The organism is Aminobacter sp. BA135 (genome assembly GCF_050859125.1).
Taxonomy (GTDB): domain Bacteria; phylum Pseudomonadota; class Alphaproteobacteria; order Rhizobiales; family Rhizobiaceae; genus Aminobacter; species Aminobacter ciceronei.
The window spans coordinates 5,571,018-5,593,360 of record NZ_CP139572.1; the positions used below are offsets into that span (position 1 = coordinate 5,571,018).

Here is a 22,343-nt window from a genome sequence, read left to right on the forward strand (position 1 = left end):
GAAAACTTTCTAATTAGAGTCAATACGAACTATCGAAACGCTTGAGCGTCGACCGGCTGCCCATGCCAGGCGGTCGACGCTGCATGCGACAAGGCAAGTTTGCTTGCGGCTCAGGCGATGGGGAAATGCACTGTGAAGGCCGAGCCTTCGCCCAGCTTCGAGCGGATCGACAGCCTTGCGCCATGCCGCGTCAGGATGTGCTTGACGATCGACAGGCCGAGGCCGGTGCCCTTCTGCGCACGGCTGGTCTCGACATCGACGCGGTAGAAGCGCTCGGTGACGCGTGGAATATGCTCTTCCGGAATGCCCGGACCGAAGTCGCGGACGGTGACCTCAAGCTCGGCTTCGCTGCCCTGCCCGACGCGCCGCATCGTCACCTGCACGCGCCCGCCCGACTGGCCGTATTTGCAGGCATTTTCGAGCAGGTTCTGGAACACCTGGAACAGCTCGTCGCGGTCACCGTGAACCTCGAACGAACCATCGCCGAAATCGCGCTCGACGACCACGCCGGTCTCTCCGGCCAGAGGGCCGAGCGAGGCGATCACCGCTTCGACCGTCTGGCGCAGGTCGACGCGGACGCCAGGCTTGAGATAGGGCTTCATCTCCAGCCGCGACAGCGACAAGAGATCGTCGATCAGGCGAGCCATGCGGCCGGTCTGGTTCTGCATGATCTGCAGGAACTGGTCGCGCGCATTGGGGTCATTGCGGGCCGGACCGCGCAGCGTCTCGACGAAGCCGGCGATGGAGGCGAGCGGCGTGCGCAGTTCATGGCTGGCGTTGGCGATGAAGTCGGCGCGCATACGGTCGATACGGCGTGCCTCGCTCTGGTCCTTGAACGCCAGCACGAACAGCCCGGTGCCGCGCCCGACCGCCGATGCGGTGACGCGATAAACCCGCTCGAACGGCACCCGCTCGACATAGTCGGTAGCCTGCCCGTTGCCCGCGCCCGCCAGCACCGTCTCGATCAGCGCCTGCATTTCGGGCGCACGGAACTTCAAAAGCAGCGGAAGTTCGGGCCTGATCGCGCCGAAGGCCGTCTCGGCAGCCGCATTGGCATGCACCACCGTGCCGTCGCGGTCGAAGATGATGAGCGGATCGGCAACTGCCGCCGCCAGCTTCTCGCCCGACAGCCTGTCGAGCAGCGAGCGCTCGATGCCGGCGCCGGCCTCGGCCAGCCGGCGGGCTGCCGGCGTGCGCGGCGCGACGAGCGCGAACAAGATTAGCGCTGCAATCGTCCCAAAAGTGAAGGGCACGGAGACGCCGCCGAAGAAATGGACCGCGAGTACGGCGAGGATCGCCGCGGCCAGCATCCAGCGGTTCTGGTACAGCCGGCCGGCCCCGATCCGCGCCGTGCGCCTTGCTTTCGTCTGCGTGCTGGTCTCTGCCATACGAACGTTTCCGATGCCGCCTGCAAGAAGCCTCTGGACCGCTCCCAAGCCACCCAATAGCATGACTTGCCGAGCTGGAAAGGTGCCGAGGTCATGAAAAAAGACAAGGAAAGCAAGAAGGACAACGCCGCCAGCGCGGCGGTTAAGGTCGATCCGGCGCCGGTCGCCGGCCCCGTCGAGATCAGGATCGGCAAGGACGAGCGCAGCTTCGACATCAACGACCCCGTCCTGCCCGACTGGATCGACAAGAAGGCGCTGACGTCGGGCCACTATCCCTATGACGACAAGCTGCCGCAGAAGGAATACGAAAAGACGATCGAACAGCTGCAGATCGAACTGGTCAAGCTGCAGGCCTGGTTGCAGGCCGTCGGCAAGCGCGTGCTCGTCCTGTTCGAGGGCCGTGACGCCGCCGGCAAGGGCGGCACCATCGCTGCGGTGCGCCAATACCTCAACCCGCGTACGGCGCGCGACGTTGCTCTGACCAAGCCGACCGAGACCGAACGCGGCCAATGGTATTTCCAGCGCTACGTCGAGCATTTCCCGACCTCGGGCGAGTTCGTCACCTTCGACCGCTCCTGGTACAACCGCGCCGGAGTCGAGCCGGTCATGGGCTTCTGCACGCCCGAACAGCACCGTCAGTTCCTCGACGAAACGCCGAGCTTCGAGAAGATGATCGTCAACGAGGGCATCCACTTCTTCAAGTTCTGGCTCGACATCAGCCAGGAAATGCAGCTCAAGCGTTTCCACGACCGGCGCCACAGCCTGCTCAAGAGCTGGAAGTTCTCGCCAATGGACATCGCCGGCATCAGCAAATGGGACGACTACACCAGGGCGCTGAACCTGATGGTCGAAAAGACCCACACCCAGCACGCGCCATGGATCGTCGTCCAGGCCAACGACAAGCGGCGCGGCCGCATTGCCGTCATCCGCCATATCCTGCGGGCATTGCCTTATGAAGGCCGCGATCTCGACGTTGTCGGCAGGCCCGACGGCAAGATCATCGCCGAAGGCATGAAGTTCCTGAAGGACTAGCGGTTTGTCAGGCAAATGAGTGAGCTCGCGCGGCGGCGCCGATGCGGCGTCTTCGCCCAATGGGGCGACCACCGGCAAAGCTCAAACAGCAAGCACCACCTGCCCATGGCAGCATCGCCCAATACGCCGGTGTAAACGCGCACAGCCTTCAGAAGCTGCGGCGGTCTTTTGGTTTCAACGCAAGCCGGCAGAGCCATACCAGCCTCATGGGCGTGGTGCCCTCTGCTTCGTCGAACGCCTGAGCTTCGGTGGCGCGCTATACAGCGCGGACGCAGAAAAAACGGGGCGGATGGTCGCGTGACTGGAGTCAACCGCAACCATCACGCACCCACGGCCTGCGAGCCGTAAATTTGGATACTACGACAGTAATCGAACCAAGCCACGCCAGCTGTTTCAGACAGCCCGCACGCGCAGGTGCGTCCCCCCCAAGGCGACTGGTCCAGTTTCATTGCAACACCCCCATGCTGCAACTCCCCGCGGGCGATTATGCATATTGGCCCATTTGAGGCCATGCCCCGAACGGGTGAGACGTCGACTAATTAACTTAAATTGTCTTTTTCGCCTCGGGGCTTGTGACCCTTGTGGTGCATTGTTCCACAATCGCTTTGCCTGCGCGCGACGACGACGCTAAAGCTTCTGCCAGTGATCGCGACGCGTGTCCAGACCGGACGCGCGGCAACTGAAGGCCCGGAGCAGACATGAACCCCGCACCGCTGATGCTTGCGATCGTCATGTCGCTTGCAACACTGCCCGGCCCGGCCCGGTCGGCCGAACCGCAGGTGCCGGTGCTGTGGGACAGCAAGGAGCGGCTGCCGAAGCCTGATCTGTCGACGCTGCCGCGCCTGCGCTTCCTGACCACCACAGATTTCCCGCCCTTCAACTTCATCGACAAGGCGGGCCGCCTGTCGGGCTTCCATGTCGACCTCGCCCGCGCCATCTGCGCGGAACTCGGCATTGCCGAAAAATGCCAGATCCAGGCCCTGCCCTGGAACGAGCTCGGCAGCGCGCTGAACGCAGGCGAAGGCGAAGCCCTCATCGCCGGCGTACCGGCAACGGCCGAGACGCGCGAAAAATACGCCTTCTCGCGGCCCTATCTGCAGTTCCCCGCGCGCTTCATCATGAAGAAGGCGCAGGCCGTTACCGAGCCGCTGGTCGACAAGCTGCGCGACAAGCGTGTCGGCGTGATCGCCGGCTCGGCGCATGAGCGTGTGCTCAGGGACTATTTCGGCACTCTGAAGGTCGTCACCTATGCCAAACCGGACTGGCTCAACGCGGACCTCAAAGACGGCAAGCTCGACGCCGTCTTCGGCGACGGCATGCGCCTGTCGTTCTGGCTGAGCGGCACCGACGCCGCCGGCTGCTGCCGCTTTGCCGGCGGGCCCTACCTGGCGCCCGAATATCTCGGCACCGGGCTTGCGATCGCGACAACGCCAGGAAATGCCGCGCTGGCCGCAGCCTTCGACTACGCGCTGCACGAAATCTCGGCCAAGGGCACCTTCGCCGAGCTCTATCTCCGCTACTTCCCGGTCAGCTTCTTCTGACCAAGGCTCGACCGGCTCAGGTCAGGGTGCGGTGGCGGGCCTTGGTGGCGCGCTCGATTGCAGCGACAGTCAGCGCGTCGACGCTCAGGTGATGGCGCAGGCGCTGCAGGATGCGCACCTCCTCCATCCGCATTTCGAGATCGACCGAAGCCACCTCGAAGGCCGCCGCATAGGCCGTATCATGTAGCCGCTCCGGAATTGCCCGGCGGGCGAGTTCGAGCACGCCTTCCAGCCCCGGCTCCTCGTGCAGCAGTTCCTGGCAGTCCTGTGCCACGCCGATCAGCCGCTTCTGGTCGAAGTCCATGAAGACGGGCCAGGACTTGACCACCTCGCCGATCCGCGCCAGCTCGACATCGGTCATGTCGCGGTCGGAAGCTGAGGTGATGACCATCAGATAGATCAGCGCCTCATGAGCAGTCGGCAAGGGCATGGAGGTCTCCAAAGTGTTGAATCTCGCCCGAACTTAGGAACGCAACCCCGTCACTGCAACGAAAAATGGCCGGAATCGTTGACGCCCGCGGCATGCGCGCATAGAGCATGGCCGTCTTCGGCGGAAACTCCGCCCAACAATCAAAGGGCTCTCGACATGACGAGATCAAACACCATCGATCTCAACCCCGAACTCCTCGCGGCAGCGGCTGAAAGCAAAGCCTGGCCGTTCGAAGAGGCCAAGAAGATCGTCGAGCGCTACAAAGGCAAAGAATTTCCCCAGATCGTCCTGTTCGAGACCGGCTACGGCCCATCCGGCCTGCCGCATATCGGCACCTTCGGCGAAGTGGCGCGCACCACCATGGTACGCCACGCCTTCCATGTGCTGACCGAAGGCAAGGTCAAGACGAAGCTGCTGTGCTTCTCCGACGACATGGACGGCATGCGCAAGATCCCCGACAACGTGCCGGACCGCGCCTTCCTCGAACCGCACCTGCACAAGCCGTTGACGGCAGTGCCCAATCCTTTCGGCGGCGACTACGCCAGCTTCGGCGACCACAACAACGCCATGCTCTGCCGCTTCCTCGACACCTTCGGCTTCGAGTACGAGTTCGCCAGTGCGACCGAGTATTACAAGGCCGGCAAGTTCGACGCGATGCTGCTGCGCGCCGCCGAGCGCTACGACCAGATCATGGCGGTGATGCTGCCGACGCTGGGCGAAGAGCGCCAGGCGACATACAGCCCGTTCCTGCCGATTTCGCCCAAGAGCGGCCGCGTGCTCTACGTGCCGATGAAGCATGTCGACGCCAAGGCCGGCACCATCACCTTCGACGACGAAGGCACCGAAACCACGCTTGAGGTCACCGGCGGCAAGGTCAAGCTGCAGTGGAAGCCGGACTTCGGAATGCGCTGGGCAGCGCTCGGCGTCGACTTCGAAATGTTCGGCAAGGATCACCAGACCAATGCCGTCATCTACGACCGCATCTGCAATCTATTGGGCGGGCACGCGCCGGAGCACTTCGTCTACGAACTGTTCCTCGACGAGAACGGCCAGAAGATCTCGAAGTCGAAGGGCAACGGCCTCACCATCGACGAGTGGCTGACCTACGCGCCGACCGAGAGCCTTGGACTTTACATGTACCAGCGCCCGCGCCAGGCCAAGAAACTCTATTTCGACGTCATCCCGCGCGCCGTCGACGAGTACTACACTTTCCTCTCCGCGTATCCGCGACAGGACTGGAAGGAACGGCTGGGCAATCCTGTCTGGCACATGCATCACGGCAACCCGCCTGTTATCGACATGCCGGTGCCGTTCTCGATGCTGCTCAACCTGGTCAGCGCCTCCAACGCGCATGACAAGGCAGTTCTGTGGGGCTTCATCTCGCGCCATGCGCCCGGCGTGACGCCCGAGACGCATCCCGAGCTCGACAAGCTGACCGGCTATGCCGTCCGCTACTTCGACGATTTCGTCAAACCGACCAAGACCTTCCGGCCGGCCGACGAGGTCGAGCAGGCGGCACTGGAAGCGCTGGAAAAGGCGCTTGCCGACCTGCCGGCGGGTGCCGACGGCGAAGCCATCCAGAACGCCTCGCTCAACGTCGCCCGCCGGATCGAGCGCTACCAGGACCACAGCAAGAAGAGTCCGGAGGGTGGCCCCGGCGTGTCCGGCGCCTTCTTCCAGATGATCTACCAGGTGCTGATCGGCCAGGAACGCGGTCCCCGCTTCGGCTCGTTCGCGGCCCTTTACGGCATCGCCGAAACCCGGGCGCTGATCACCAAGGCGCTGGAAGGCAAGTTGGCGGCGTAAGATCATGGAGCCGGCTCGATCGTCGATTTTGGCTTCGAGCCGGCGCCAGCCTCAGTCCCCAAAGCGGCTCAAGCGCGAATGCACTCCACGATAGTCTGCCGACATATGTCATCGATCCTCGACTCCAACGACCGGTCGATGTTGCGTTGTCTGCGGCCCAAAGTGACGTTCGGCGTTAGACCGTCGTCAAGCTCGCCCGTGACCGTTATGGCGTTGTCGAAACGCGCGTTGACAGGCCAGATCAGGCGGAACCTTGGTCGGGACCTAGCGAAAGATGTCTAATTCCACACACCTGTTTACGTCCTTCATGGTGTCTGCTCTGGAGAGGCATAGTCGCAGGTCATCATAGCTGGCGGCCAATTTTTTGGCTTTGTTTGCCAAGTCGTCCATGTCGGATTTGCAAACGAAGCCTCCAGGGTAACAAGTGATCCCGTCAAAACACTGAGCACTCTGATCAACCACCTTGTCATTGAAGCCGAGGCATGCCGGGTTCCCGATGGAACACGAGAATGATCGGGATTGCGCGGATGCTGCGCACGAAAAGAGAACTGTGACCACGAGGGTCCACCCAAAAATACTGCCAATAAAACGCATGTACCCCCCAAGCAATTAGGACAATGAGGCGGCTACTACAGGTCGTTCAGACGACCACATCATTCGCCATTGTTTTGGTTCGCATGGAATGCCCTTAGAGGCTAGTGCCTTAGGCTCTACTCAACCGCCGGCTCGGCCGGTGGCGGCTCGACTGCGGGCAGGCTCGTCCCCAAGGGCGTAAGCGTCATCTCGATGCGGGTCGGCACCGGCCCAAAGATGCCCTTCTTGTCGGCCTCGGCCTTCTTGCCCGCCTCGACATAGGGACCACCGGACTCGGCCTTCGCCCAGCCATTGGCGACCAGCCATTCGCCGACGTCCTGCTTGCCAATGCGGCAGCGGGCAACGATCACGCCGCGCTCGGACTGAGGCGGCACATCGCAGACCACGGCGCGGGAGCGCAGAAAGCCGCGAAACGCCGTGCGCGCCCGCGTTCCGCAGTTCCACTCCTTACCCTCATAGCTGCAGTTTTCGCCGACATCGACGGGGGTCACCCCCGCAATCGCCACGCTGAAACCTTTGGCCTCGATCAGGCCTGAAGCCGACGCTACCGGCTGGAACAGTGTCGTGCCGTCCCAATCGTCGGGCATCTTGGGCTTGGGCGGCAACGCCAGGCTGAGTTCGCTCAATGGCGGGCGCGGTGCTTCGCGCACAAGATCGCCCTGCTCGAGCGGCGGCGGGGCGGTGTCTTCAGGCGCCACCGGTCTCGACGCAGCCTCGGCATCTAGCGCCTCCGGCTCGACCGCCGACGTGCTACCCTCTTCCGGCGGCGGCATGTCAGGCAGGTCGCTTTCGTCGATCACGTCGATCTCGGGCGCCTCGATCGCGGCGAGCCTGTGCCCGCCCATGGTGACGAGCAAGGCCGCGATGCCGAACCCCGCGGCGGCGACTGCTATGGCTGCCGGACGCACCTTACTGGCTCGCCCACACGATGCGCGCCACCCATTCGACCTCATGGGTCTGAAAACGCCTGATCGGATGCTCGGGATTGAGCGAGACCAGTTCGATGATGCCTTGCGTCTGGCGCTCCAGCACCTTTGCCATGACCTCGCCCGAGATCGTCTTGACCACCACGCGGTCGCCTTTGCGCACCACGGCCCCAGGCTCGACGATCAGGACGTCGCCATTGCGGTAGAGCGGCAACATCGAGTCGCCCTGCACCTCGAGCGCGTAGGAGCTTTCGGTGGCGCGCGCCGGAATCTCGATGAGGTCCCAGCCCTGCCCTGCCGGAAAACCGGCATCGTCGAAAAAGCCGCCGGCGCCGGCCTGCGCGAAGCCGAGCAGCGGCACGCCCGCCGCCCGTTCCCGTCCCCTGGCCCTGCTGACCGTTCGCACCGGTTCGACAAAACCCACGAACTCCTCGAGCGAGGAATTGGTGGCCTCGATGATCTTGGCCAGCGACTCCGTCGACGGCCAGCGCGGCCGCCCATCGACGGACTGGCGCTTGGATTTGTTGAACGCCGTCGAGTCGAGCCCGGCCTTCTTGGCGAGGCCCGACGCCGAAAGCGAATAACGCTCGGCGAGAGCGTCGATCGCGGCCCAGACACGTTCATGCGAGAGCATGGCGCTCTCCTTCGGACAGGAAAAAATACCTTTCGGCATTTAACCAGGCCTGTCGCCGTTGTCCACCGCCAATGCGGACAGCCAGAAGTGACCGCGTCGCAGGTCTGGACGCTGCCGCCGATGAAAGGGATCAGCCTGCCAGCGCGGCCATCGCCGCGGGCAGGCCCTTCCTCAAGTCGTCGGCATTCATCACGGGGATCATGTCGACGTTGGCGTTGAAGCCGAAGAAGAAGCGTTCCGCGACCAGCGGCATGTCGGACGAATGGGCCACATCGAGGAAGATGAACGCCGTGCGCCGCCCGGCCTCGGCAGTGAAATAGGCTGCCTCCGGCTTGAGGTCGGCCATGACGCGTTCAATGGCCTGGGGCAGCGAGCCGTCCTTGATCGCCCTGTTGCCGTCTTCGGTGGGGATTGAGACCTTCAGCATCATGCGCATGGCGAACACTCCTCCCAATGCACAATCGTTCAGGTCTCGCTATTTTAGCACTCTCCACCCGCCGCCAGAAGCGGCATCAGTCCTTGGACTTGGCCAGCGTGCGCAGGCCCTTGTGCGAGGCGATGAAGATGCTCTCCTTCTCGCTGGCGTCACGCGGGGTGATGTCGGCGCCGAGCTCGCGCACCAGATCGTCGATCAGCACGAAGCGGCGGTTGGCCCGGTCGTAGACACCGGCGCTGGTCATGATCAGCGCCGCTGTCTCGCCGTTTTCGAGCACGAAGCGGTGCTTGCCGATCACCTCGGAGCCGCTCCAGGTCTCGATTGAGGAAACGACGTCGAAGCGCTTCCACAACCTGATTTCGCGCACGAACACCGTCTGCAAGCCACCCAGCATCGGTGCCCAGCCACGCTTGCGGGCGAGCTCGATCAGGCCCGAGCGCATGAAGATGTCGATGCGGCCGACATCGGCCAGCATCATGTAGCGCGCATTGTTGAGATGCATGTTGAAGTCGATGTCGGTCGGCAGGCAGCGGAACGACAGCCGGCCCTCATCGCCAAAGCGGTAAGGGCCGCGACGAGATTTCGTCGCGGCCATGCGTGCCAGTCTTGCCCAGACGTACATGCTGCGTCAGGCCGCCTTCTTTTCCTCTGCCTTCGCGTAAGGATCGAAGCGCTGGTAGAAGGTCTCGCCCTTCTCGGCCATGTCGACCAGCAGCTTGGGCGCCTTGAACTCGGCGCCGTACTTCTTCTGCAGGTCCTTGGCGATCTTGACGAACTTCTTGGCGCCGATGCCGTCGATGTAGGACAGCGCACCGCCGGTGTAGGGCGCGAAGCCGAAGGCGAGGATCGAGCCGACATCCGCCTCGCGCGGGTCGGTGACGATGCCCTCCTCCATCACGCGCACGGCTTCGAGCGCGATGACCGACAGCAGGCGCTGCTTGATCTCCTCGACATCGACCTTCTCCGGAGCAAGCTGCGGATAGAGGTCCTTGAGGCCGGGCCACAGCTTCTTCTTCGCCGGTTTTGCCGGGTAATCGTAGAAGCCCTTGGTGTTCTTGCGGCCGAGGCGACCATGGCTGTCGACCATGGTGTTGATCAGCGCCATCTGGCGTGAATCGACAGCCTTCTCGCCGAGATCCCGGATGGTCTGCTTCATGATCTTCTGGGCGAGGTCGACGGCGGTCTCGTCGGTCAGCGCCAGCGGGCCGACCGGCATGCCGGCAGCCTTGGCGGCGTTCTCGATCATCGCTGCCGGCACGCCTTCGATCAGCATCTTGAAGGCTTCCGACATGTAGCGCAGCACACAGCGGTTGACGTAGAAGCCACGCGTGTCGTTGACGACGATCGGCGTCTTCTTGATGGCGCGGACGAAGTCCATCGCCACCGCAAGCGCCTTGTCGCCGGTCTTCTTGCCCATGATGATCTCGACCAGCATCATCTTGTCGACCGGCGAGAAGAAGTGGATGCCGATGAAGTTCTTCGGCCTAACCGAGTTCTTGCCAAGCGAGGTGATCGGTATTGTCGAGGTGTTGGAGGCAAACACCGCCGACGACTTGAGCACGGCTTCCGCCTTCTCGGTCGTCGCCTTCTTGACTTCCGAATCCTCGAACACCGCCTCGACCACCAGGTCGCAGCCGGCGAGGTCGGCATAGTCGGCGCTCGGCGTGATCAGCGACAGGAGCTTCTCGCGCTCCTCCGGCTTGGCCCGCCCCTTCTTGACCTGGTCGGAGATCAGGCTGTCGGAGTGCGCCTTGCCCTTGTCGGCCGCTTCCTGGTCGCGGTCGACGAGCACCACCGGGATGCCGGCCTTGGCGGTGACAAAGGCGATGCCCGCCCCCATGAAGCCGGCGCCGATGATGCCGATCTTTTTGAACTTGGTATCGGCGATGCCTTCGGGGCGGCGAGCGCCCTTGTTCAGCTCCTGCAGCGACACGAACAGCGAGCGGATCATCGCGGCCGCTTCCCTGGTCTGCATGATCTCGGTGAAGTAGCGCTGCTCGATGCGCAGGCCGGTGTCGAACGGCACCAAAAGGCCTTCATAGACGCATTTCAGGATCGCTGTCGCAGCCGGATAGTTGCCATAGGTCTCGCGGCGCAGGATGGCGATTGCCGGCGGCCAGAGATTGGCGCCTGCGGCAGAATAGACGGGACCGCCGGGCAGCTTGAAGCCCTTCTCGTCCCAGGGTTGGACCGGCTTCAGGCCACCTGTGATCATCGCCTTGGCGGCCTCGATCAGCTTCTTCGGCTCGACCACCGCGTGGATCAGGTTCATGCCCTTCGCCTTCTGCGGCGACAGCGTCTGGCCCGAGGTCAGCATCTGCAGTGCCGACTGCGGGTCGGCCAGCCTCGGCACGCGCTGGGTGCCGCCGGCGCCCGGGAAGATACCGACCTTCACTTCCGGCAGGGCCATCTTGACCTTGTCCGAGTCAGCCGCAACACGTCCGTGGCAGGCCAGCGACAGCTCGAAGGCACCGCCCATGCAGGTGCCGTTGATCGCCGACACCCACGGCTTGCCGCAGGTTTCGAGCTTTCGCCACAGCGCGCCCATGCGGCCGGCATTGTCGAACAGGAGCTTGGCTGCCTTTTCCGGATCCTTGGACTTCTCCTTGGCATAGATGCCGAGCATCTTCTGCAGCATGGTGAGGTCGGCACCGCCGGAGAAGGTCTCCTTGCCCGAGGTGATGACGGCGCCCTTGATGCCGGCGTCGGCGACGACCTGGTCGATGATCTTGTCGAGCTCGCCCATCACCTCTTCGGTGAAGACGTTCATCGAGCGGTCGGGCATGTTCCAGGTGACGAGCGCGATGCCATCGGCATCGGTTTCGACCGTGAAGTTGGTATAGGTCATGTCTGTCTCCTTCCGGCCGAAATCAAACGCGTTCGATGATCGTTGCGGTGCCCATGCCGGCGCCGATGCACAACGTCACCAGCGCGGTGTTGAGGTCCCGGCGCTCCAGTTCGTCGAGCACGGTGCCGAAGATCATCGCCCCGGTGGCGCCCAACGGGTGTCCCATGGCGATCGCGCCGCCATTGACGTTGATCCTGTCGTGGGGGATCTCGAAGGCCTGCATGTAGCGCAGCACCACCGAGGCGAAGGCCTCGTTGAGCTCGAACAGGTCGATGTCGGAGATCTTCATCTTGGCGCGCTTGAGCAGCTTCTCGGTGACGTCGACCGGACCGGTCAGCATCATCGCCGGCTCGGAGCCGATGTTGGAGAAGGCGCGAATGCGGGCGCGCGGCTTGAGGCCCATCGTTTTGCCGGCCTTCTTAGAGCCGAGCAGGACGGCCGCCGCACCGTCGACGATGCCGGACGAATTGCCGGCATGGTGGACGTGGTTGACCTCTTCGAGCTCGGGATAACGCTGCACGGCGACCGCGTCGAAGCCGCCCATCTCGCCGGGGATGACGAAGGAAGGCTGCAGCTGGCCGAGCGACTGCATGTCGGTGGTCGGGCGCATGTGCTCGTCATGGGCGAGGATGGTGAGGCCGTTCTGGTCCTTCACCGGAACCACCGACTTCTTGAAGTAGCCCTTCTCCCAGGCCTTGGCGGCGCGCTTCTGGCTTTCGACGGCATAGGCGTCGACGTCGTCGCGCGAGAAACCATATTTGGTGGCGATCAAATCGGCCGACACACCTTGCGGCATGAACCAGGCCGGCATGCCGACCGAGGGATCCATGAACCAGGCGCCGCCCGACATGCCCATGCCGACGCGCGACATCGATTCCACGCCGCCGGCGATCACGATCTCGTCGGCGCCCTGCGCGATCTTCGCAGCGCCGAAGTTGATGGCGTCGAGGCCGGAGGCGCAGAAGCGCGAGATCTGCATGCCCGGCGCCTTGTTGTCGTAGCCGGCCTCGAAGGCCGCCGAACGCGGGATCACCGAACCGGCTTCGCCGACCGGATCGACGCAGCCGAAGATGATGTCGTCGACTTCTGCCGTGTCGAAGCCGTTGCGGTCGCGCAGCGCTTCCAGCACCTTGGCGCCGAGGCGCACCGCCGGAACCTCATGCAGCGATCCATCCTTCTTGCCCTTGCCGCGCGGCGTGCGCACGGCGTCATAGACAAAAGCGTCAGCCATTTTCTTGCTCCTTGGTTTCCGGATCGGCTGCTCAGAGCGAGCGCGCGATCAGCAACTTCATGATCTCGTTCGTGCCGCCATAGATGCGCTGCACGCGGGCGTCGCGATACATGCGGGCGATCGGGTATTCGTTCATATAACCATAGCCGCCGAACAATTGCAGGCACTCGTCGACGATCTTGCACTGCAGGTCCGACAGCCAATACTTGGCCATCGAGGCAGTTACCGGATCGAGCCCGCCGGAAATGTGACGGGCGACGCAGTCGTTGTAGAAAACCCTGCCGATGGTCGCCTCGGTCTTGAGTTCGGCCAGCTTGAACTGGGTGTTCTGGAAATCCAGGATCGCCTTGCCGAAGGCCTTGCGGTCCTTGACGTAGTCGATGGTCACGGCCAGCGCGCGCTCAATCATGGCGATCGCGCCGGTGCCGATCTCCAGCCGCTCCTGCGGCAGCTGCTGCATGAGCTGGACGAAACCCTGGCCCTCTTCCTGCCCGAGCAGGTTGGAGGTCGGCACGCGCACTTCATTGAAGAACAACTCGGAAGTGTCATTGGCCTTGAGCCCGATCTTGTCGAGGTTGCGGCCGCGCTCGAAACCCTCGACTTCATCGGTCTCGACGACGATCAGCGAGGTGCCCTTGGCGCCCTTGGACGGGTCGGTCTTGGTCACGACGATGACCAGGTTCGCCAGTTGGCCGTTGGTGATGAAGGTTTTGGAGCCGTTGATCCGGTACTGGTTGCCGTCCTTCTCGGCGCGCGTCTTCACACCCTGCAGGTCGGAACCGGCACCCGGCTCGGTCATGGCGATGGCGCCGATCAACTCGCCGGTCGCCATCTTGGGCAGCCACTTCTTCTTCTGCTCTTCCGAGCCATAGTGAAGGATATAGGGGGCGACGATGGCATTGTGCAGGGCGATGCCGAAACCGTCGACGCCGACATGGCCGATCGCCTCGATGATCGCGCTCTCATGGGCGAAGGTGCCGCCCGAACCGCCATATTCCTCGGGCATCGAGGCGCAGAGCAGGCCGGCAGCACCGGCCTTTTCCCAGGCGGCACGGTCGACGATCTCGTTCTTCTCGTAGCCGTCATAATGCGGCAGGATCTCTTCCGACATGAAGCGATGTGCCATGTCGTAGAGCATCGCCACGTCGTCCGCGGCCCAGGCGGGCTTCGGGAGCCCCAGAACATCTGCAGGAATTGTCGCCACGATCTCCTCCGCGTTTCGACGCCGCAATTGCGAGGCGGCCGCGAACGGCCGCCAGGTCTCTGATCAGAATGCCTCCGCGGAGAGCGCCATCATCGTCGCCGAACCGGTCGACAGGCGCGCGAGATGCGCCGAGGTCTCGGGCATGACGCGCTCCATGAAGTAGCGGCCGGTTACCAGCTTGGTCTCGTAGAAGGCTGCCGAACCATTGGCGCCTGTTGCCAGCTTGTCCTGCGCCGACTTGACCATCCGACCCCACATGTAGCCAAGCGCGACGAGGCCGAAGAGATGCATATAGTCGGTCGAGGCGGCACCGGCATTGTCCGGATTGGCCATGCCGTTCTGCACCAGCCACATGGTCGCTGCCTGCAGGTCGTTAAGGCCCTTCTTCAGCGCCTTGGTGTAGGGCGCCATCTGCTCGTCACCGCGATTGGCCTCGCAGAACTCGCCGACCTCCTTGAAGAAGGCCTGCACGGCGCGGCCGCCATTGAGGCCGAGCTTGCGGCCGACGAGGTCGAGCGCCTGCACGCCGTTGGCGCCCTCATAGATCATGGCGATGCGGGCATCGCGCACGAATTGGCTCATGCCGTGCTCTTCGATGTAGCCGTGGCCGCCAAAGACCTGCTGGGCCATCACCGCATGCTCGAAGCCCTTGTCGGTCAGCACACCCTTCACGATCGGGGTCATCAGGCCCATGTGGTCGTCGGCTGCCTGACGTTCGGCGCCGTCCTCTGAGCGATGGGCGACGTCGGAATTGATGGCGGTCCACAGCACCAGCGCACGGCCGGCCTCGTTGAAGGCCTTCATGGTCATCAGCTTGCGGCGGATGTCGGGGTGGACGATGATCGGATCGGCCTTCTTGTCAGGCGCCTTCGGCCCGGTCAGCGAGCGGCCCTGGATGCGGTCCTTGGCATAGGCGACGGCGTTCTGGTAGGCGATCTCGGAAACCGCCAGGCCCTGCAGGCCGACGCCGAGACGGGCCTCGTTCATCATCGTGAACATCGCCTTCAGGCCGCCATTGGCCTCGCCGATCAGGAAACCCTCGGCCTCGTCATAATTCATGACGCAGGTCGAGTTGCCATGGATGCCCATCTTCTCCTCGATCGAGCCGCAAGAGACGGCGTTGCGCGCGCCGGGGTTGCCCGAAGCGTCGAGCTTGAACTTCGGCACGATGAACAGCGAGATGCCCTTCACGCCTTCCGGCGCGCCCTCGATGCGGGCCAGCACGAGATGGATGATGTTCTCGGACATGTCGTGCTCGCCGGCCGAGATGAAGATCTTCTGGCCGGAGATCCGATATGAGCCGTCGCCATTCGGCACGGCCTTGGAGCGGAGCAGGCCGAGATCGGTGCCGCAATGCGGCTCGGTCAGGTTCATGGTGCCGGTCCAGATGCCCTCGACCATCTTCGGCAGCCAGGTCGCCTTCTGCTCGTCCGAACCATGGACGAGGATCGCGGCCATCGCGCCTTGCGTCAGGCCGGGATACATCATCAGCGCCATGTTGGCGGCCGACATGTATTCGCCGACAGCCGAATGAACGGTGTAGGGAAGGCCCTGCCCGCCGTGCTCGACTGGTACGGCCAGACCCATCCAGCCGCCCTCGCGATACTGGTCAAAGGCTTCCTTGAAGCCCTTGGGCGTCGTCACCGAGCCATCGTCGTTGCGGACGCAGCCCTCCATGTCGCCAACGCGGTTGAGCGGATGCATGACGTTTTCGGCGAGCTTGGCGCCCTCTGCGAGGATCGCCTCCAGCACGTCCGGGCTGGCGTCGGAGAAGCCGGCAAGGTTGCTGTAGCGCTCGTAGCCGAGCACGTCATTGAGCACGAAAAGTGTGTCTTGGACCGGCGCGCGAAATGTCGGCATTGCTCTTCCTCCAGCAAATGTGAGCCGGTTCCGGCCAGACGGTATGCGACGGGGAACCGCTTGTCGAACCGCGATTAGCAAAAATTGACGTTTGCGTAAACGTCAATTTTTGTGAATCCGCAATTCGGAGGAAATTTCGGTGTGTTTTGATGTTGTTGGGAGGCCGTCGCCGCTCCGGCAGGCGGAGCCGGATGTGACTTCTTCGATGTCACGGCAGGATCCCTCGGGTCTACGCGGCCCTGTCGCTTCGGGCGTTCGTCACTCGAAAAGCCAAGCAGTTGGCTTTTCGCCCGCTTCGCGGACCGCTCCTCACCGCTGCGCTCCTGCTTCGCCCTAGGATGACGAAGGACGGGGGCGTCGCGGGTGGTCCTGGCTTGCCGCGAGCGGCCTCTCCAATTCGACACTCGGGGCGCTCGGCAATCATCACCACCAAGCCTGCGACCCTCCCCTTCAGTCCTTCCTGAAGATGATCCTGCCGAGCCAGCCGGTGAGCATGGCCAGCCCGATGGCAAACAGGCCGTAGCCGAAGCCGTGGTCGGTGGCGAAGCGAAAGATGGTCTGCTCGAAGCCCGACTTAACGATGGCGAGCTGGGCCGAGGTTTCCTTGATGAAGATGCCGTTGCGAAACAGGAACGCACGCGCCTTGTGGGTGCCGACCGGCACGTTGGGGGCAAGGTGCAGCGTGGCGCGAAACAGGCTCTGCGACAGGAACTGCACGCCGCCGATATTGTCGGAGTAGAGCCCGGTCGCCAGCTTACGCTCGCGCAGCGCCTCGGTGAACTCCTGGATGGTCAGCGGGCTGTCGCGCTTGTCCTCGGGCTCCATGTAGATGTTGTTGGCGCCCAGTGAGAGCTGGCGGTAGTTGTTGGGATCGGTGATGTCCTGCGGCTGGCGGGTGGTCGCCACCGAATAGGACATCGGCACGTTGACGAAGGTCTCGGACTGGGTGTTGATCCACATGCCGAGCACGCGGCTCTTGCGCCGCACCACCACCGGCCGCGCCGGACCCTCGAGCACCACATAGACGTCGTAGCGGCCCTGGCGGTTGATCAGCGGGTCGGCGTTTTCGAGCGCCCCGAAGATGGTGAGGTCGGCGCCGGCGAAGTCGGCGGTGATGGCGACACGGTCGGTCGAGAGCCCGATCTGGATGCTTTCGGGATGCGCCGGCTCTTGGGCGCGGGCCGGAAGGGCTGACGCGAGCATCAGGGCTGCGAGACATGCCGCGACCCGCATCACAGAAGCCCGCTCACGCCGGTCAGCGAATAGAGGTTCTGCGGCTTGACGAACAGGTCGAAGCCGAGGCGCAAGGCGACCGCCAGCACCAGCAGTGCCAAGAGCGCGCGCAGCTGTTCGCCGCGCAGCTTCTGGCCGGCCTTGGCGCCATATTGGGCACCGGCGACGCCGCCGACCATCAGGACCAGCGCCAGGATGATGTCGACGGTCTGGTTGGTCGAGGAGTGCACCAAGGTGGTGAAGGCCGAGACGACGACGATCTGGAACAGCGAGGTGCCGACGACGACATTGGTCGGCACCTTGAGCAGGTAGATCAGCGCCGGCACCATGATGAAGCCGCCGCCGACGCCCATGATGGCGGAGAGGAAGCCGATGCCGGCGCCGATGCCGAGCACCGGGATGACCGAGACGAACAGCTTCGAGGTGCGGAAGCGCATCTTGAAGGGCAGGCGGTGGATCCAGTTGTGCTGGCCCGACTTCTTCAGTGCCGGCGGCACGCCGCCCTTGGTCAGGCGCAGCGCATTGACGCTTTCGATCAGCATCAGCCCGCCGACGGTGCCCAGGAAGACGACGTAGAGCAGCGAGATGAACAGGTCGAGCTGGCCGATGGCGCGCAGCAGCGCAAAGACGAAGCCGCCGGCCGCCGAGCCGGCGATACCGCCGATCAAAAGCACCGTGCCGAGCTTGAAGTCGAGCGTGCCGCGCTTGAGATGGGCGAGCGCGCCGGAGAAGGACGAGGCGATGACCTGGTTGGCGCCGGTGGCGACAGCGATGGCGGGCGGGATGTTGTAGAAGATCAGAAGCGGCGTGATCAGGAAGCCGCCGCCGACCCCGAACATACCAGACAGGAAGCCGACCGCCGCACCCATCGCCAGGAGCACGAACACATTGACCGACATCTCAGCAATCGGGAGATAAATGCCCACCCGCCAGACTCTGCAAATCGAATTGTTGCCGACGCCCATCCCTGGGAGCTTGTTGGCTACCGGGTACTTGCGCCGACATTGCGGCGAAGTCAAACTTCACCGGACACAAAACGAAAAATAACTCAATCAGTTAACCCGCCGGTAAAGGCGGGTCACCTGATATCAGCTGTGGCTAATTATTTGCGCGCCAGGAGCGCCTCGACCAGCGGCTCGTCGACAGTTCCGGTGGGCGCCAGCGCATTGTCCTTCTGGAAGGCCATGATCGCGTCCTTGGTCTTCTGACCCATCATGCCGTCGGGCTTGCCGGCCTCGTAGCCATTTTTGTTGAGGATCGCCTGGACGTTCTGTACCGCCCGCTTCATGTCGATGTTGGCGGCCGGTGCATCCTGCCAGGCAGCCGGCACGTCGACCGAATTGGCGGCTGCGTCGAGCTGCTTGGGCTGCCACAGTGCCGTCGTCTCCTCGGCGCGCTTGAGCTGCTCGGGGCTGAGCGCCTTGGCGATCTCGTCGCGCTTGGCGGCGGCATCCTTATCACCCTCTTTGGCGACAATGGCGAACCACTTATAGGATTCTTCGAGGTTCTGCTTCATGCCGACGCCCTTGGCAGCAAGGATGCCGAGATTGAACTGGCTGTCCTTGATGCCGAGTTCGGCGGCACTGGTGAACCAGCGATTGGCCGAGTCGTTGTCGACAGTACCGTCGGCACCCATGGCAAACAGCACCGCCAGATTGTGCATGGCGCTGGCGTTGCCCTGGGCAGCGGCGAGCTGATACCAGGTCTTGGCCTTGATGGCATCGCGTTCGACGCCGGTGCCCTTCTCGTACATGTTGCCGATGCGGTACTGCGCCGGCGCGAAGCCGAGTTCGGCGGCCTTTTCATACCACTGCGATGCCGCCTTCATGTCGGCATTGGCGCCGCGGGCCTCGGCATAACGCGAGCCCATCTCGTACAGCGCCTTGGCGTCGCCGGCGTTCGCTGCCTGGCGCAACGCCTCCGGTCCGACGGCCTCGGGCATGAAGGCGGCCGGGGTGACGGAGGGCTTGATGGTCTCGGTGGTTACAGGCTGTGCCGGGATCGACTGGGTGCTGGTCTTGTCGAGCGCGGCAGCGGCGGGCAATTGGTCGACCGACACGTCGGCGATCTGCTCGGGCTCGGCGACAGTCGCGCTCGCCGTCTCCGGCTTGTCGACATTGCGGACAGGCGCAGCGGCTGTCACAACCGGCTTTGCCGGCACCACGGCTGCCGTCTGGACCGGTTGCGATGCCGCCGGAGCGACGGTGACGCCTGCCGTCTCGATCGGGTCGCTGATGAAGGCCTTGCCGAGCTGCATGCCGGCGAGCGCCAGCATCACGGCGCCGACGGCCATCAGCACCGACTTGCGCCGCGACTTGATCAGGTCGCCGATCCGCAGCGCGCGCACCGGGCCCTTGAGGTCGGAACTGCGCTTGGCCGCATCGGCCTCAGCGGCCGCGGCCTGAGCGGCACGGCGAGCGGCGGCAATGAAGTCGGACTTCGAGGCGTCGGGCTCGTTGGGGCGCACCGTGTCGCCACGTTCGTCGCGGACGCGGCGCATGATGGCGTTGAGGTCGGGCGCGCCCGAACCTGGTTCCAGCGGACGGTTGGCGATCTTGGGATCGAGCGGCGCGTCGAGCGCCATGCCGGGCGCCGGTGCCTCGACGACGGGTTCGGCAGCTTCGACGACCGGCGGCTGCGGCTTGGCCTTCTTGATGGTGAAAGCGCGGGCGAGGCCACTCAGCATCGAAGTTCTGGCCGGCTTCTGCTCCTTCTTTTCGGTGCGGACACCGTCAAGGGCTGCAACTGCCGCAGCGGCTTCGGCGGCGGCCTGGGCCGGGCTGCGCGCTGGGCGATCGTCGTCGGGCCTGTCGCTGGCGCGACGACCGAACGTGTGATTAGCCTCGGGCAGCGGTGCCGGCGCTTCCGGCTGCAGCGACGGCGTTTCGCTGAGTGAAAGCTTCGGCGCCGGCGACAGCATGGTGGTCGACAGCAGTTCTGCGACGGATGCGGGCGGGGCTTCGACAGGCGCCGGCGCTTCGCTGGTCTCGATCGAGCCAAGCCGGTCGACGATCTTCAGCAGCGTGTCGTGGATCGCTTCGAAGGTCTTGCCGTTGCGCTCGTCGGAACGGCGGGTCAGCGCTTCGAGCGCCTTCAGGTCCTGAGCAAGGCCGGTCACCGCGGCGGTTTCGGTGGTCGAGCCGGAGAAAGAACGCACCGCGTCCTCGGCGGCCTGGCGGGCTGCCTCGACCAGCGCGTGATGATTGCCAGAAATCGCGCGCTCGATTTCCTCGAGGCGCGGACGGACGTCGGCGAACTCGGGCAGCGGCGAGCCAGGCCGCGCCAGATGGTTCGACAGCTCGCTGACCTGGGCTTCGAGACCGCGGATCAGGTCGGGGTCGATACTCGCCACCTGTGCCGCCGAGATCTCCAGGCGGTTGGAGATGTCGTCGAGCCGGGCTTCGAGGCCGCGCATGGCGAGTTCATTCGCCGGGTCGGGGCGATTGGTCTCGAGGCGCTGGGCGAAGGCGGTGAAGCGCGCATCGATCGCTTCCATGATCCCGGAATGATCGGCGGCGGGCTGTGCCGACTGGCGATCGAGGCGCTCGCCCAGGTCTTCGAGGCGACGCTCGAGGTCACGGAACAATGTGTTGCCATGTTCGAAGGCATCGCCCTGGCGGCGCTCGAACACGTCGGCCAGGGCGTCGAAGCGCTGTTCGATGCCCTGGAAGATCAGGCCGGCGTCAGGTGCGGCGGGCGTGCGCTCGATCTTGTCGGCGATCAGCGAGATCTGCCGCGTCAGGCGCTCGACAGCCTGCTCGGGGATGTCGCTGCGCTGCGCGATGTCGTCGACACGCTCGGACAGTGTGTTGAGGCGGTCGATGATCTCGGCGGTCGGCTGCTCCGCGGTGATCTCTTCGATCTGATGGGCAAGGGCCGCAATGCGCACCTCGATCCGCTCGAATGGCTCGGGGTTGAAGTGCGGCGTCTGGGCGGCGACCGTCGAGGCGACGATGGCGCGCGAGATTTCGTCGAGGCGCTCGTCGATCAGGCTGAACATCTCGTCGCCATGGCTGTCGCGCTGGCGCACGAACTGCTCGACCGCCCCCGCAAGCGTGCGGACCTTGTCCTCGATCGACAGCAGCGACAGCGATTCGGGCAGATTGTTGACGGCGTCGTTGATCTGTTCGAGGCGGCCGGCAAGGGCAGCAAGCGCCGGATCTTCGGGACGCTGGCGAGCATCTTCCGACATGCGGTCGGCGAATGCGTCCCAGCGGCGGTCGAACTCGTCCCAGCGGCGGTCGACCGAAAGCACGGTCTCCTCGCGCGCCAGTTCGCCGAGCGAGCGGCGGACCTGCTCGAGTTCGAGGCGCAGCGTGTTGACGCTTTTGTCGTCGCTGCGTTCGGCGAGCGTGTGGATAGCGCCGGAAAGGCGCTCCAGCTCGAGGCCCAGCTCGACGGCCTGCGAACCGACGGCGCCGGACTGGCTGGCGCGGTCGATGTCCTTGCGCAGGAGGTCGAATTCGCGCTGCAGCCCGGTGCTCATCTGGTGGCGCATCTCTTCGCGCAGGGCACGGAGCTCGCCGGCGATCTTGCCGACGGCGGCAACGCCATCTTCCTGGCCGCGGGCGCGGTCGATGTCGCGGGCGATCGCCTGGTAGGGGCGCTCATAGGGTGCTGTGCGGCCATATTCGCCGCGCGGCGTGTAGCCGGCAGGCGGCGCCTGGCGCTGTGGCGCGCGATACGGTTCGGCAGGCGCATCGCGCTGCTCGTTGCGCTGGCGCTCAAGCCGAGCCTCGAGATTTTCGAGCGAGCGATTGAGCTCGTCGAGCGAGGCAAGCGGGCGGCGCTGCCTGCCGTCATTGAGGGAATCGAGATAGGACCGCTTGCTGTTCATCGAATCGCCCGTTGGTCAGAGTGCTGGTGCCGGAACCAGAAGTCTCAAGCCTTGCCGGGACGGAGGCTGCGATTTGCCGCGGGTTTTGGCTCCTCGGGCATTTCGCCGCCTTCCGAAACCGTGAACAATTCGGTACATGATGACCACGGGGGAAACCGACACGGCTACATTTCCCTCAACGTGGTAAACAAGCTCTTAACCAAGCTTAAGAAAGTGCGACGTTGTGTTCCCGCCTTGGCGGTCGGTTCGCCCAGATTTCCCTTGCGTAGGGTAGGCCAGATCGTTATAGCATTTACGTAAACGTAAGACGTGTGCAGATCGCCGTCTTTTGGTAGCATTTACG

The 22,343-nt window shown here is 64.1% G+C and carries 16 protein-coding genes; 3 read left to right on the forward strand and 13 right to left on the reverse strand.

Annotated elements, in window-relative coordinates; translation table 11 throughout:
• Nucleotides 1-110 precede the first annotated feature (110 nt).
• Complete coding sequence (locus SLT36_RS27015; RefSeq protein ID WP_432285051.1) at nt 111-1,388, reverse strand: ATP-binding protein; 1,278 nt, start codon at nt 1,386-1,388, stop codon at nt 111-113.
• Nucleotides 1,389-1,481: 93 nt separating this feature from the next.
• Between SLT36_RS27015 and ppk2 the strand changes: the two genes are divergently transcribed.
• Complete coding sequence (gene ppk2 / locus SLT36_RS27020; protein ID WP_432285052.1) at nt 1,482-2,420, forward strand: polyphosphate kinase 2; 939 nt, start codon at nt 1,482-1,484, stop codon at nt 2,418-2,420.
• A gap of 698 nt (nt 2,421-3,118) precedes the next feature.
• A complete protein-coding gene (locus SLT36_RS27025) occupies nt 3,119-3,961 on the forward strand; it encodes a transporter substrate-binding domain-containing protein (protein WP_432285053.1) in 843 nt (280 codons plus the stop codon).
• 16 nt (nt 3,962-3,977) lie between these two features.
• Here the strand turns inward: SLT36_RS27025 and SLT36_RS27030 are convergent, their stop codons facing one another.
• On the reverse strand, nt 3,978-4,391 hold the full coding sequence (locus SLT36_RS27030) for a tellurite resistance TerB family protein (protein ID WP_432285054.1): 414 nt from the start codon (nt 4,389-4,391) through the stop codon (nt 3,978-3,980).
• A gap of 156 nt (nt 4,392-4,547) precedes the next feature.
• Here SLT36_RS27030 and SLT36_RS27035 point away from each other — a divergent pair, with 156 nt between their 5' ends.
• Nucleotides 4,548-6,197, forward strand: coding sequence for a lysine--tRNA ligase (locus SLT36_RS27035; protein ID WP_432285055.1), 1,650 nt, complete (start codon nt 4,548-4,550; stop codon nt 6,195-6,197).
• Nucleotides 6,198-6,907: 710 nt separating this feature from the next.
• On the opposite strand, the gene SLT36_RS27040 is transcribed toward SLT36_RS27035, so the two are convergent.
• From SLT36_RS27040 to SLT36_RS27090, 11 genes are all read right to left on the reverse strand, one after another.
• On the reverse strand, nt 6,908-7,699 hold the full coding sequence (locus SLT36_RS27040) for a thermonuclease family protein (RefSeq protein WP_432285056.1): 792 nt from the start codon (nt 7,697-7,699) through the stop codon (nt 6,908-6,910).
• Nucleotide 7,700: 1 nt separating this feature from the next.
• Nucleotides 7,701-8,351, reverse strand: a complete 651-nt coding sequence (locus SLT36_RS27045; protein WP_432285057.1) for a S24 family peptidase — start codon at nt 8,349-8,351, stop codon at nt 7,701-7,703.
• A gap of 130 nt (nt 8,352-8,481) precedes the next feature.
• Nucleotides 8,482-8,787, reverse strand: a complete 306-nt coding sequence (locus SLT36_RS27050) for a hypothetical protein (RefSeq protein WP_432285058.1) — start codon at nt 8,785-8,787, stop codon at nt 8,482-8,484.
• Nucleotides 8,788-8,863: 76 nt separating this feature from the next.
• Entirely contained in the window at nt 8,864-9,409 is a 546-nt protein-coding gene (locus SLT36_RS27055; protein WP_432285059.1) for a thioesterase family protein, read from the reverse strand.
• A 6-nt stretch (nt 9,410-9,415) separates the two neighbouring features.
• Nucleotides 9,416-11,635, reverse strand: a complete 2,220-nt coding sequence (locus tag SLT36_RS27060; protein WP_432285060.1) for a 3-hydroxyacyl-CoA dehydrogenase NAD-binding domain-containing protein — start codon at nt 11,633-11,635, stop codon at nt 9,416-9,418.
• A 22-nt stretch (nt 11,636-11,657) separates the two neighbouring features.
• Nucleotides 11,658-12,866: an acetyl-CoA C-acetyltransferase gene (locus SLT36_RS27065; RefSeq protein WP_067965446.1), complete on the reverse strand. Its 1,209-nt coding sequence runs from the start codon at nt 12,864-12,866 to the stop codon at nt 11,658-11,660.
• A gap of 31 nt (nt 12,867-12,897) precedes the next feature.
• A complete protein-coding gene (locus tag SLT36_RS27070) occupies nt 12,898-14,070 on the reverse strand; it encodes an acyl-CoA dehydrogenase family protein (protein ID WP_432285061.1) in 1,173 nt (390 codons plus the stop codon).
• Between the two features lie 63 nt (nt 14,071-14,133).
• A complete protein-coding gene (locus SLT36_RS27075; RefSeq protein ID WP_432285062.1) occupies nt 14,134-15,930 on the reverse strand; it encodes an acyl-CoA dehydrogenase in 1,797 nt (598 codons plus the stop codon).
• 450 nt (nt 15,931-16,380) lie between these two features.
• Complete coding sequence (locus SLT36_RS27080; protein ID WP_263007408.1) at nt 16,381-17,163, reverse strand: TIGR02186 family protein; 783 nt, start codon at nt 17,161-17,163, stop codon at nt 16,381-16,383.
• Entirely contained in the window at nt 17,163-18,089 is a 927-nt protein-coding gene (locus SLT36_RS27085; protein ID WP_067963116.1) for a sulfite exporter TauE/SafE family protein, read from the reverse strand. The genes SLT36_RS27080 and SLT36_RS27085 overlap by 1 nt, the downstream gene beginning before the upstream one ends.
• A 176-nt stretch (nt 18,090-18,265) precedes the next feature.
• Nucleotides 18,266-22,000 (reverse strand): peptidoglycan-binding protein, encoded by a 3,735-nt coding sequence (locus SLT36_RS27090; RefSeq protein WP_432285063.1) that lies wholly within the window; start codon nt 21,998-22,000, stop codon nt 18,266-18,268.
• Between the last annotated feature and the right edge of the window lie 343 nt (nt 22,001-22,343).

Bases quoted from the DNA above. Each gene is read 5' to 3' on its own strand.
- SLT36_RS27015 (WP_432285051.1), bottom strand. From the start codon at position 1,388: ATGGCAGAGACCAGCACGCAGACGAAAGCAAGGCGCACGGCGCGGATC.
- ppk2 (WP_432285052.1), top strand. From the start codon at position 1,482: ATGAAAAAAGACAAGGAAAGCAAGAAGGACAACGCCGCCAGCGCGGCG.
- SLT36_RS27025 (WP_432285053.1), top strand. From the start codon at position 3,119: ATGAACCCCGCACCGCTGATGCTTGCGATCGTCATGTCGCTTGCAACA.
- SLT36_RS27030 (WP_432285054.1), bottom strand. From the start codon at position 4,391: ATGCCCTTGCCGACTGCTCATGAGGCGCTGATCTATCTGATGGTCATC.
- SLT36_RS27035 (WP_432285055.1), top strand. From the start codon at position 4,548: ATGACGAGATCAAACACCATCGATCTCAACCCCGAACTCCTCGCGGCA.
- SLT36_RS27045 (WP_432285057.1), bottom strand. From the start codon at position 8,351: ATGCTCTCGCATGAACGTGTCTGGGCCGCGATCGACGCTCTCGCCGAG.
- SLT36_RS27050 (WP_432285058.1), bottom strand. From the start codon at position 8,787: ATGCGCATGATGCTGAAGGTCTCAATCCCCACCGAAGACGGCAACAGG.
- SLT36_RS27055 (WP_432285059.1), bottom strand. From the start codon at position 9,409: ATGTACGTCTGGGCAAGACTGGCACGCATGGCCGCGACGAAATCTCGT.
- SLT36_RS27060 (WP_432285060.1), bottom strand. From the start codon at position 11,635: ATGACCTATACCAACTTCACGGTCGAAACCGATGCCGATGGCATCGCG.
- SLT36_RS27065 (WP_067965446.1), bottom strand. From the start codon at position 12,866: ATGGCTGACGCTTTTGTCTATGACGCCGTGCGCACGCCGCGCGGCAAG.
- SLT36_RS27075 (WP_432285062.1), bottom strand. From the start codon at position 15,930: ATGCCGACATTTCGCGCGCCGGTCCAAGACACACTTTTCGTGCTCAAT.
- SLT36_RS27080 (WP_263007408.1), bottom strand. From the start codon at position 17,163: ATGCGGGTCGCGGCATGTCTCGCAGCCCTGATGCTCGCGTCAGCCCTT.
- SLT36_RS27090 (WP_432285063.1), bottom strand. From the start codon at position 22,000: ATGAACAGCAAGCGGTCCTATCTCGATTCCCTCAATGACGGCAGGCAG.